Annotated in this window: 11 protein-coding genes; 4 read left to right on the forward strand and 7 right to left on the reverse strand. The window is 60.5% G+C overall.

The features are described 5' to 3' along the window. Positions 1 to 4: 4 nt before the first annotated feature. Positions 5 to 901 carry an alpha/beta hydrolase gene (locus tag ABDB84_RS12485; RefSeq protein ID WP_345920070.1) on the forward strand — a complete coding sequence of 299 codons (897 nt, stop codon included), beginning with the start codon at positions 5 to 7 and terminating at the stop codon, positions 899 to 901. Further along, positions 898 to 1,149 (forward strand): DUF4212 domain-containing protein, encoded by a 252-nt coding sequence (locus ABDB84_RS12490; protein WP_345920071.1) that lies wholly within the window; start codon positions 898 to 900, stop codon positions 1,147 to 1,149. Before ABDB84_RS12485 ends, ABDB84_RS12490 begins: the two co-directional genes overlap by 4 nt. A gap of 22 nt (positions 1,150 to 1,171) precedes the next feature. Here ABDB84_RS12490 and ABDB84_RS12495 read toward each other — a convergent pair whose 3' ends face one another. The 4 genes from ABDB84_RS12495 to ABDB84_RS12510 form a co-directional block, all read right to left on the reverse strand. Then, complete coding sequence (locus ABDB84_RS12495) at positions 1,172 to 2,287, reverse strand: YbdK family carboxylate-amine ligase (RefSeq protein WP_345920072.1); 1,116 nt, start codon at positions 2,285 to 2,287, stop codon at positions 1,172 to 1,174. A gap of 1 nt (position 2,288) precedes the next feature. Beyond that, on the reverse strand, positions 2,289 to 3,473 hold the full coding sequence (locus ABDB84_RS12500) for a cation:proton antiporter (RefSeq protein WP_345920073.1): 1,185 nt from the start codon (positions 3,471 to 3,473) through the stop codon (positions 2,289 to 2,291). A 564-nt stretch (positions 3,474 to 4,037) separates the two neighbouring features. After that, positions 4,038 to 4,832, reverse strand: a complete 795-nt coding sequence (locus ABDB84_RS12505) for an acetoin reductase (RefSeq protein WP_345920074.1) — start codon at positions 4,830 to 4,832, stop codon at positions 4,038 to 4,040. Positions 4,833 to 4,861: 29 nt separating this feature from the next. Further along, entirely contained in the window at positions 4,862 to 6,244 is a 1,383-nt protein-coding gene (locus tag ABDB84_RS12510; RefSeq protein ID WP_345920075.1) for an NAD-dependent succinate-semialdehyde dehydrogenase, read from the reverse strand. Between the two features lie 198 nt (positions 6,245 to 6,442). Here ABDB84_RS12510 and ABDB84_RS12515 point away from each other — a divergent pair, with 198 nt between their 5' ends. Together ABDB84_RS12515 and ABDB84_RS12520 are read left to right on the forward strand one after the other, a co-directional pair. Next, positions 6,443 to 7,096, forward strand: a complete 654-nt coding sequence (locus ABDB84_RS12515) for a BON domain-containing protein (RefSeq protein ID WP_345920076.1) — start codon at positions 6,443 to 6,445, stop codon at positions 7,094 to 7,096. Positions 7,097 to 7,165: 69 nt separating this feature from the next. Beyond that, a complete protein-coding gene (locus tag ABDB84_RS12520; RefSeq protein WP_345920077.1) occupies positions 7,166 to 7,861 on the forward strand; it encodes a VIT1/CCC1 transporter family protein in 696 nt (231 codons plus the stop codon). Positions 7,862 to 8,354: 493 nt separating this feature from the next. On the opposite strand, the gene ABDB84_RS12525 is transcribed toward ABDB84_RS12520, so the two are convergent. The 3 genes from ABDB84_RS12525 to ABDB84_RS12535 form a co-directional block, all read right to left on the reverse strand. Next, positions 8,355 to 8,678 (reverse strand): hypothetical protein, encoded by a 324-nt coding sequence (locus tag ABDB84_RS12525; RefSeq protein ID WP_345920078.1) that lies wholly within the window; start codon positions 8,676 to 8,678, stop codon positions 8,355 to 8,357. Between the two features lie 77 nt (positions 8,679 to 8,755). Continuing rightward, the gene (locus tag ABDB84_RS12530) at positions 8,756 to 9,310 is read right to left on the reverse strand and encodes a GNAT family N-acetyltransferase (protein ID WP_345920079.1); all 555 of its coding nucleotides are present in this window, start codon (positions 9,308 to 9,310) and stop codon (positions 8,756 to 8,758) included. Positions 9,311 to 9,370: 60 nt separating this feature from the next. Then, positions 9,371 to 10,261, reverse strand: coding sequence for a spermine/spermidine synthase domain-containing protein (locus ABDB84_RS12535; protein WP_345920080.1), 891 nt, complete (start codon positions 10,259 to 10,261; stop codon positions 9,371 to 9,373). Positions 10,262 to 10,435: the final 174 nt, after the last annotated feature.

Genomic DNA, 10,435 nt, shown 5'->3' on the forward strand with positions numbered 1-10,435 from the left:
GAGCATGATCGAACGTATCGAAATCGATCTGTGGCCGGGCGTCGCGCCCGGTTCGGCAGGTCTGGACCTCGTTGAGCAGGTCGACGAGCGCAGCACCGACTGTACGGCCTTTCATGATCGTGCGATCAGCGCCATCACGCGGCCGCGCATGGTGGTCTTCAAGCCGGCGCAGCCCGATGGCAGCGCCTTGCTGCTGGCGCCCGGCGGTGGCTACCAGCGCGTGGTGTGGGACAAGGAAGGCGTCGAAGTCGCCGAATGGCTGGCCGGCCTGGGCATGACGGTTGCGGTGCTGATCTATCGCCTGCCCGGCGAAGGCCATGCCGATGGCCATTTAGTGCCGCTGCAGGACGCGCAACGCGCACTACGTCTGTTGCGTCAGCAGGCGGCGGCCTGGGGCCTCGATCAGACACGCATCGGTGCAATGGGGTTCTCGGCCGGCGGGCATGTGATTGCTTCGTTGGCGACACGTTTTGACGAAGCCAGCTACCGCCCGCTCGATGCCATCGATGCGCATTCGGCGCGGCCTGATTTTGTCGCCCTGGGCTATCCGGTGATCTCGATGGATCCGGCCATCGCCCATGCCGGTTCGCGCAGCAAGCTGCTCGGCGCCCATGTCGATGACACGGCTTTTGCGGCACGCGCCTCGGCCGAACTGCAAGTGCGTGCCGATACGCCGGAGAGCTTCATCCTGCTGCCTGACGACGACCGCGCCGTGCCGCCGGAAAACAGCATCCGCTACTACCTTGCGCTGCGTGCTGCGGGCGTGCGCGCCGAGCTGCATGTGTTCCGCGATGGCGGCCACGGTTTCGGCATTCGGCTGGCTGACGGGCCGGTGCGCGAATGGACTACGCTGTTCGCTGCCTGGCTGCGTCACACCGGCCGCTTGCGGGCCGCCAGGTGAGCAAGCCCTACTGGCGCAAGACGCGCGCGGTAACGGCGCTCTTGCTCCTGTTGTGGTTCCTGGTCTGTGTGTTCAGCTGTGTCTATGCCGGGCCGCTCAATGCCTACGTGTTCCTCGGCTTCCCGCTCGGCTTTTATTTCGCGGCACAGGGCAGTCTGCTGATCTTCTTGCTGATCCTCTGTCTCTACGCCTGCTACATGAATCGCCTTGATCGCCGGCAGCAAGGTGACGACTCTCGCGAAAACTAAGCGCGCGGGGCCGCGCGACTGTTTATTGCCTGAACCGTTGCAATGCCGAGTCCACCATGCCTTCAACGCTGCCGCGCTGCACATATTCGCGCCGCAAATAGCTCGCGTCACTGCCTTCGTGCGCAGTGCGGTAGATGTGTTCAAGGGCTGCGCTGCAGGCAAGGGCCTCGGCATGAGGCTGGATTCGCCGTAGCGTGCTCAGAATATCCTCGCGTAATGAAATTTGTTCATACGACTTTGGGTGTACGACCGTGCCATCAAGGCCGAAACGACATGCCTGAAAGCGGTTGTAGTTATAGACAAGGTAATCGTCTTCTACTGGATCGGCTTCATTGCGTTCCAATAGATATTTGCTCAGCGCTTGGAGGTAGCACGCCAAGGCTGCTGCACGTTCAACCGACAGGGGTGTATCGCAGACACGTAGTTCGATGGTTCCATATTCGGGCTTCGGTCGAATATCCCAATAGAAGTCCTTCATGCTTTTGACGACCCCAGTGTGTTCCATTTTGGCGAAGTATTTATGCTCAAAATCGTTCCAGCGAAGCATGAATGGAGCGCGACCACTGAGCGGAAATGCAAATACGGAGTTCAGTCGCGCAGAATTGAATAATGTGTCATGGCCTTGAACAAACGGCGATGAGGCTGACAAAGCGATGAAATGAGGGACGTAGCGGTTGAGCGCATGGAGCAGAAACAGCGCCTCGTCTGCATCGGCGCATCCGACATGGATGTGCTGGCCGAAAATGGTGAATTGTTTGCTCAGGTACCCATAAAGCATGGATACCTCCTTGAATCTCGGCTTTTTGAAAATTCGGCGCTCTGACCACACTTGAAAAGGATGAGTCCCGCCCCCGCTGATCCCGATATTGAGCAGCTCTCCTGCGCGAACCAGCGCATCACGCATTTTCCCGAGTTGCGCCAGAAGCGGCAGGTATTCTGTGTGAACATCGCTCGCAATCTCGATCATGCTTTCAGTGACTTCAGGGGTCACGGTGCCGGGGAATGTCTGGCGTTTCAACAGCTCAAACATGTCCGGGCTTGCGGCGACCAAATCAAAATCGCTCAGGCCGATCAGTTGTAATTCGAGCTCCACACCGAGGCTCAATGACTTTGAGGTTTTGAAGGCTTCAAGCGGCATCTCAGAACTCCTTGCGGTCAGGCACTTCATTTGCCCAGACGAGTGCCCGCTGTACCAGGATGGGGCCGAATATTTCTATGCTCAACGCTGCTGCGGCCAGCGAGCTCAGCTGATCAACCAGGCTGATGCCGAGATAGCGTGTTTGTTCCAGCACCAAGATCACAAATGCAGAAAGCGGCGTGCTCGCTACGCCGATGAGCACGCCTTTGCGCAAGGAAATGCCACTGAGGTGGGCGAAGAGCGTAATACCTCCGATCTTGGCGATCTGACGCGCCATGATGATGGCGAATCCAAGCCCGACGCCTGCTGTCACGTGTCGCCATTCCAGTGATGAGGCTATGAACACGAAAAGAAGGATCGACAAGAGATCGCCAAGCGCACCGAAACCACGTTGTGAAGTCGCTAAAACGATTCGGTGGTGACGTGCAGACAGTCCAAACATCAGCGCTGTCAGAATCGGAGAGAGTTTCAGACTGTGTGCCAAGGCGACAATACCAATGACGGCAATCGTGAACGCGAGCGTGCAGTCCTGGCCGGTACGCTTGGTCAAACGAAGCAAGGCCGGAATAAGCGCCCCCGCGATGGCGCCTAGGAGTAAGGACATCACAAGGACAATCAAGCTGCTATATGTCGCTTGCCAGAGACTTCCGGAAGTCTGGAGCACCACGAAGCCCACAACGATTTTGAAGGCCAGCACCGATAACACACAGTTCAAGGCCGCTAGATGCAGTACACGCTCCGTGACTTGTCCGGCGCTACGTTGTTCGTTGATGATGCGCAGGATCGTGGCTGGCGAAGTCGCCATCGATAGCGTTGCCAGAAGCAGCGCATTTGCAAGAGACAGCCCGAACCAAGATGCAATGATGTAGACCGCCACGAAGGTCAGCGCAGACTCGGTCAGACTGCTCGCTGCGAGCCACGGATTGGCGCGGAGCCAGCGCAAGTTGATGCGGTAGCCGCACTCAAAAAGCATAAGGCCAAACGCAATATTTGCGAGCAACAGCATCGGCGCTTGTGTTTGTGGTAACAGCCCAATTTGTGTGGGTGCCAGAACAAAACCAACCACTGCGTACGTACTGATGCGCGGCAGCTTTATCCACTGGTAGGCATACTCCCCCGCGAACCAGGCGATCAGAATCGCTATGGGCCAAGCCATATCCCTGAATAGCTGGGCAAGTTCAATCATGTTTTCTCCCTTGTAAAAATCCGTATTCCGATGCTGCGACCTTGCTTGAAGTCGCTACGGAGGGATGATGGTCACGCCAACGCACATGAGTGCAGTGGCTAACAGGAGGTGAAGTGCTTAGACGGACTTTTCAGGCGCGAATCGAGGCGCTGATCGCGAACCCTGCGTGCAAGGGGATTCCAGCGCGTCCAGACACCGCCTAGAGGGCAAAAGCGATGGCGACATTCGCCGGCACCACCTGGGGCATCGTGTATTTCAAGCGGGATTAAATTCAATTACGAAAATGGTCTTCAGTCTTGCAGGCGCCAGCGCAACAGCTGGCGTGAGCAAGGCGCCTGAGACGTGTCTGCGCTTCTTCTTGCTCACTGTCAGCGTATGGATTTCCAGACCGCGCAGCAGACGATTGGTTGCACGCGGGTCCGGATTCGATTGAAAAACATGACTGACTTGCTGGCGAATGTTAATTCTGACGGCTCTGCCTCCATGGCCGCTTAACGGATGGTGATCGCCAGCTTCGCAGTGGCATGCGCTCTGTGCGGGCTTCGGCTTGGGTGTTGCGCGCGTTCAGCGGTAGACCATGCCGCCATCGATCAAGGGGGCTTGGCCGGTCATGTAGTCGGAGTCGGGGCCGGCGAGGAAGGACACCATGGCCGCCACGTCTTCCGGGGTTTCGGCACGGCCCAGGGCGATGCCCTTGACGAACTTGTCGTAGCTGGCGCCCAGCGCGGCGCCGCTGATGGCGGCCATGGCGGCGTCGATCTCGGTCCACATCTCGGTGCCGACTACGCCGGGGCAGTAGGCATTGACGGTGATGCCGTCGGCCGCCAGTTCGCGCGCCGCAGCCTGGGTCAGGCCGCGCACGGCGAACTTGGTCGCCGAATAGATGCCCAGCAGTGCGAAACCATCATGGCCGGCAATCGACGAGGCATTGATGATCTTGCCCTTGTTGCTGCCGGTGTGATCGAGTGATTTGAATTTCTTCGCTGCCGCCTGGATGCCCCACAGCACACCCTGCACATTGATCTTGAAGATGTGTTCGACCTCTTCTTGGCGAACCTCGCTCAGGGCGCGCACCTGGGCGATGCCGGCGTTGTTGACCATGATGTCGAAGCCGCCCAGCGTGCTTGCAGCGTGCTCGACGGCGGCGAATACCGCCTCGCGCTGGCTGACGTCGGCGACATAGGTGGTCGCCTTGCGGCCCAGTGCCTGGATTTCCAGGGCCACGGCCGCCAGCTTGGCCGCATTGATGTCGACCAGGGCCAGATCGGCGCCATCGCGTGCCAGGCGCAGGGCAATGCCGCGACCGATGCCTTGTGCGGCACCCGTGACCAGTGCAATTTTTCCGGTGATGCTCATCATGCTTCCTTTCAGTCGAAGAGCGGGTGCGCTCAGGCGGGCGAATCGATGGGGACGGTGCGGATCAGCTTCTTGTTCACGAATTCGTGGATGCCCAGACTGGAGAGCTCGCGCCCGTAGCCGGAATTCTTGATACCGCCGAAGGGCAGGTCCGGCGCAGTCCAGGTCGGGTGGTTGATGAACACCATGCCGCTGTCGATCTGCGCCGCGATGCGCTGCCCGCGTGCGATGTCGCTCGTGAATACCGAGCCGCCGAGGCCGAAATCGGAATCATTGGCCAGCGCGATGGCTTCTTCGTCGCTGCTGACGCGGAAGAACAGGGCGACCGGGCCGAAGAATTCTTCGCGGTAAGCCGGGTTGTCCGGCTTGATGTCGGTGAGGATGGTCGGCTGCATGAAGGCGCCGGGTCCTTCGATCAGCTTGCCGCCCATTACGACCGTAGCGCCGTGCGCAATCGCGCTGGCGACCTGGTCGAGCAGCTTGAGCAAGGCCTCTTCGCTCGACAGCGGGCCGAGCGTGGTGGCCGGATTCATCGGATCGCCCGCCACCAGCTTGGCCATGCCGCTCTGGAACTTGTCGAGAAAGCGCTTGGCGATCTTGTCGCTGACGATGAAGCGCTTGCCCGCCACGCAGCACTGGCCGGTGTTGTTCATCTTGGCCCACAAGGCCCATTCGACGGTTTTGTCCAGATCGGCATCGTCGAGCACGATGAAGGCATCGCTGCCGCCCAGTTCCATGCTCGACTTCTTGAGGTTCTGCCCGGCGCGCGCAGCGACGCTCTGGCCCGCTTCGAAGCTGCCGGTCAGCGCCACACCCTTGATGCGCGGATCGTCGATGACCCGATCGGCCTGCGCATGCGAGATGCGCAGATTGCTGTAGGCGCCCTGCGGCGCGCCGGCATCGCGCCAGAGCTTTTCGAAGGCCTCCGCGCACTGCGGTACGCAGGCGGCGTGCTTGACCATCACCACATTGCCGGCCATCAGATTCGGCGCGGCAAAGCGCGCCAGCTGGTAGTAGGGGAAGTTCCAGGGCTGCACGCCGAACAGCACGCCAATCGGCGAATTGACGATCTGCGCTTCGCCCACAGCCGGCTGCAGCTGCTGCGGGGCAAGAAAAGCTTCGCCGTGATCGGCGTAGTAATCGATGATGTCAGCGCTCAGCAGCACTTCGCCACGCGCTTCGGCGATCAGCTTGCCCATCTCCAGCGTGACCGGCCGCGCAAAGGCATCGACCTGGCTGCGCAACAGCGCTGCGGCCTTGTGCAGGATGGCGGCGCGCTCGGCAAAGCTGCTGTGGCGCCAATGGGCGAAACAGTCACTGGCTTGCTGCAGGCTCATTTCGAGTTGTGCTTCGCTGGTGTCCTCGAAGCGTTGCAGGAGCTTGCCGTCGTACGGGTTGATGCTTTGATAGGCCATGTTGTCCTCGATCCGGTGTGTCAGGGTTGCACTGAAGCCTGGCGGGTTCAGCGCGTCTGGCACCGAGATTGGCCGCATCATTTGGCCACGTCTGCGCGCTGCCCCACATAGCGGGCGCGGCCGGCTATGTGCGCCGGCGTACCGACAGGCTGCGCCCGGCGCGCCAGATTCGATGCTCTTGAACAAGGAGCACGCAGCATGAAAACCGACGCACAGATTCAGAAAGATGTCATCGCCGAACTCACCTGGCTGCCGTCCATCGAGGCCGAGAGCCTGCAGGTCGACGTGGTCGATGGCATCGTCACCCTGTCCGGGCACGTCAATAGCTATGCGCAAAAATGTATTGCCGAGCAGGCGGTGCAGGCTGTCGCCGGCGTCAAGGCGCTGGCGGTGGAAGTGGATGTCGAGATCTCGGGCGCCACCGCAGTGACGGATCGCGATCTGGCCCACGCCGCGCATCACGTCATCAAATGGCTGGTGTCCTTGCCACCGGAGCATGTGAAGGTGCGGGTCGAAGGCGGCTGGATCACGCTCAGCGGCGAAGTGAGTCAGGAATACCAGCGCCACGACGCGCTCAACGCCGTGGCCCGCTTGCGCGGTGTGGCCGGCGTGACGGACCAGATCACGGTCAAGGAATCGCTGTCATCGACGCAGATCAAGAGCGAGATCGAGGCCGCCCTCAATCGCCGCAGCGATGACACCCAGCACAACATTTCGGTCAGTGTCGAAGGGGCGGACGTTACGCTCAGCGGCAGCATCCAGAACTGGCAGGAACGTGTGCTCGCCAAGCAGGCCGCTGTGCACACGCCGGGCGTGCGCGCCGTGATCGATGACTTGATTCTTGTGCCCTGAGGTGCTCAGATGCGGCATTGCGGCAAGATTACGCAGTGAGCATGCCGCCAACTTCGGAGCAGCGAATCCATGGCACGTCGGCATCATGAGCAACACCGCACTGAGCGTATCGGCTGGCTGCGCGCCGCCGTATTGGGCGCCAATGACGGCATCGTCTCCACCGCCAGCCTGATGATCGGCGTGGCTGCCGCCAGCGCCAGCCACAGCGACATCCTGATCACCGGCGTCGCTGGCCTGGTGGCCGGGGCGATGTCGATGGCGGCGGGCGAATACGTTTCGGTGCATTCGCAGGCCGATACCGAAGCGGCCGACCTGGCGCGGGAGCGCGAAGAGCTCAAGCACGATCCGTTGGCCGAGCAGCGTGAGCTCAGTGCCATCTACATCAAGCGCGGCCTTGCGCCCGCGCTGGCTGAACAGGTGGCCACTCAATTGATGCAGCACGACGCGCTCGGTGCTCACGCGCGCGACGAGCTGGGCATCTCGGAGGCGCTCGCCGCCCGCCCGCTGCAAGCCGCATTGGCTTCGGCCGCCAGCTTCGCGGTCGGCGCGGCACTGCCGCTGGTGGTGACTGCGCTTACGCCCGATAGCGCACTGATCGCCACCGTCGCCATCACGTCCCTCGTCTTCCTCGCTGCCCTCGGAGCCATCGCCGCCCGCGCCGGCGGCGCGCATCTCGGCATCGCAGCTTGGCGCGTGAGCTTCTGGGGCGCGCTGGCGATGGCGATCACGGCTGGAGTAGGGGCGCTGTTTGGTGCGGCGGTTTGAGGTTGGGGTTAAAGGCCTTCACCGCAAAGGCGCAAAGGGAACGCAAAGGGCCGCGAAGGAAGGCAAAGTCAAAGATCTTTACAGCAGAGTTGCGGGGGACAGGAGCAGGGCGGATTATTCCCCTCTCCCGCCTGCGGGAGAGGGTGGCGCGCAGCGCCGGGAGAGGGCGCATTCAAGCTTGGCGCCCCACGAAGCATTCGGCCCGAGTCGGCGCCTTCGACCAGCTCAGGATGAATCGCGCTGTGCGCGGACGTGTATCGAGGGCTGTGCCATGCCTCGATACACCGGGCCAGATACCGTTCGATTCATCCAAGGCCCGTCGCAGGGCCCGGCACTCGGCACGAACGGGTGGAGGTGTGCGACGTTCGAACTTCGTGCTTTGGATCAGTATGGACGTAGCCTGGATGCGGCGCAGCGGAGTCCGGGACCGTAGAGATATGGGTCAGGCCCCGGACTCCGGCATTCGCCAGCACCGGTGCTACGTGCTTAAAGTTCAGTGCAAGATATGCCAAATCATGCGCGACAAGAATGGGACAAAAAGTATCTTTGACGCGCCGAAATACGCCAACAGCAATGCAATGACGCCCGTACGACCGATTATCGTCCTCTCCAAGTGGCTCGCAGCAAAGTGTGGTGGAAAGAACAGCACGTAAATCGCAGGCATTCCCACTATGCATGAAGCCGCCAGGGTGATTGCAAGAGCTATATCGAATATTGCTGCCGCGCCCACAGCCAGAATGCTCACTGCCCCTAGTACAAGTCCCCAGCTGTCCTTCTTCTGGAATGGCACGTTGAGGCTGGGTTCTTTAAGTTTCATCGCAGGCATCCTCGGAAGATAAAATTCTCAGAAGTTTTTTCTGAGACCAATGTGGCGTAATGCCTGAGCACCTAGCCCTAGCCAACAAGTTTCGTCATCGCCGTGTAGGAAAAGCTCTGTCCATCAATTCTGAACATTTCGGGAGTCTCGCCTGTTCTCACGAAGCCGCATTTCTCGTAAAGACGAATGGCCTTCTCGTTGCTCGACAGAACCTGCAGATCAATCCATTCGAGTGAGGCGTTTGCTTTGACCCACTCTTCACCATGTTCAATCAGACGTGTGCCCAGACCAAGATTTCGGTGATCTCGATCTACGCCCATGCCCAGCAAGCAACGATGCTCGGCAAAACGTTCGGCGTGAGCCCTTAAGTCGATATGCCCGATGATTTTCTCATTGGCATTCCGCAACACCCACAGACGCCGCCAGCCTGCTTGGCTGAACGGGACTTCGAGCCCGGTGCGGAAACCTGCTGCGCGTTCAGACGGAAAACGGGATTCGCTTCGTGACAGCGGCTGAAAGTACCCCAAGCCGTCTCTGCCATTGTCTGAAAGAAGATCATTCACGTAGACCAGAAACTGATCGAACTCATGAGACTCGGCCTGACGAATTGAATAGCTGAGGGGCATTTGCATGGCCGATCTCGATGCCTGACGTGATTTTTACCATTATGCCCCAAGCCTTGCGTACCCGATCTAACGCTCGGCCTTCCGCCTCTGCCGCCCCGCACTGCGCTCCATCTCGCGCAGCAGTGTCGCCAGATCGAGATCCAGCTTGTCGTCCAGCGCACGCGCTTCGCGTGCGAGGTTTTTCCAGGGCGGGGGATGTGCGGGGTTGTTGAAGGCGTAGGCGATGCGGTTGCCTTCACTGCTGACGTCGATGACGACGACGCGCTCATTGAACACTTCGCGCATCAAGTCGATGTGCGTTTCGGCCAGCGGGCCGTAGCCGGAGATATTGGCGACGAGAAGGCCGGCGGGTTTGAGGCGGCTGCGCACATCCTCGTAAAAGCGGCGGCTGCAGAGCTGGGGTGCGAGGCCGTCTTCGTCGTAGGCGTCGAGCAGGATCACGTCGGCGCGTGTGCTGTCGCTGCCTGAGGGCTGCGCAAAGTATTGCGCGGCGTCGGCCTGGATGATGGCGAGGCGTTCGTCGTCGGGCGGGATGAGGAACCAGTCGCGGCAGGCGATGACGCCGGCCGAGAGTTCCAGCGCGGTGATGCGCGTGCGCGCCAGATTGCGGTAGCAGTACTTGGTGAGCGAGCCGCCGCCGAGGCCGACGACGATCAGTTGCTTGGGCGCTGCGTTGAACAGCAGGAAGCCCATCATGCGCCGCGTGTAGGCGAGCGCCAGCGCGTCGGGCGCGGCGAGTTCCATTTCGCTTTGCACCAGCTTCAGGCTGAACTGCAGGCGCCGCGTTTTGCCGTCGTCGATGATGAAGGGGCGCGGGTAGATGCCGTCGAGCAGCTGGTGGATCAGGCGCTGACGGTCAGCGCTGGCCGGCTCGTGGAGGCGGATCACGCCGCTCTCCTGCAGGAAGGCACCGGCGATGCTGATCCAGCCGTCTTTCTGGATGTCTTGCGGTTTCATCAGGGAAACAACCTGAGCGTTCTGCAACACAATTCAAAGCACTCCCCAGCTTAATGCAGTGCAGTTACGGCGTATTCAAATTTCAAGCGATGGATATCTGGACGCGAAGGCCGCTGAGAAAGACGGAGGGTCGCAAAGGGATGCAAACATCGTTTTCCTCTGCGAAGCTTTGCG

Source organism: Uliginosibacterium sediminicola (genome assembly GCF_039631295.1).
In the GTDB taxonomy this organism is placed as follows: Bacteria; Pseudomonadota; Gammaproteobacteria; order Burkholderiales; family Rhodocyclaceae; genus Viridibacterium; species Viridibacterium sediminicola.

Coding starts and splice junctions, on each gene's coding strand:
- ABDB84_RS12505 (WP_345920074.1), bottom strand. CDS start 4,832: ATGATGAGCATCACCGGAAAAATTGCACTGGTCACGGGTGCCGCACAA.
- ABDB84_RS12535 (WP_345920080.1), bottom strand. CDS start 10,261: ATGAAACCGCAAGACATCCAGAAAGACGGCTGGATCAGCATCGCCGGT.
- ABDB84_RS12500 (WP_345920073.1), bottom strand. CDS start 3,473: ATGATTGAACTTGCCCAGCTATTCAGGGATATGGCTTGGCCCATAGCG.
- ABDB84_RS12520 (WP_345920077.1), top strand. CDS start 7,166: ATGGCACGTCGGCATCATGAGCAACACCGCACTGAGCGTATCGGCTGG.
- ABDB84_RS12510 (WP_345920075.1), bottom strand. CDS start 6,244: ATGGCCTATCAAAGCATCAACCCGTACGACGGCAAGCTCCTGCAACGC.
- ABDB84_RS12495 (WP_345920072.1), bottom strand. CDS start 2,287: ATGCCGCTTGAAGCCTTCAAAACCTCAAAGTCATTGAGCCTCGGTGTG.
- ABDB84_RS12485 (WP_345920070.1), top strand. CDS start 5: ATGATCGAACGTATCGAAATCGATCTGTGGCCGGGCGTCGCGCCCGGT.
- ABDB84_RS12525 (WP_345920078.1), bottom strand. CDS start 8,678: ATGAAACTTAAAGAACCCAGCCTCAACGTGCCATTCCAGAAGAAGGAC.
- ABDB84_RS12515 (WP_345920076.1), top strand. CDS start 6,443: ATGAAAACCGACGCACAGATTCAGAAAGATGTCATCGCCGAACTCACC.
- ABDB84_RS12530 (WP_345920079.1), bottom strand. CDS start 9,310: ATGCAAATGCCCCTCAGCTATTCAATTCGTCAGGCCGAGTCTCATGAG.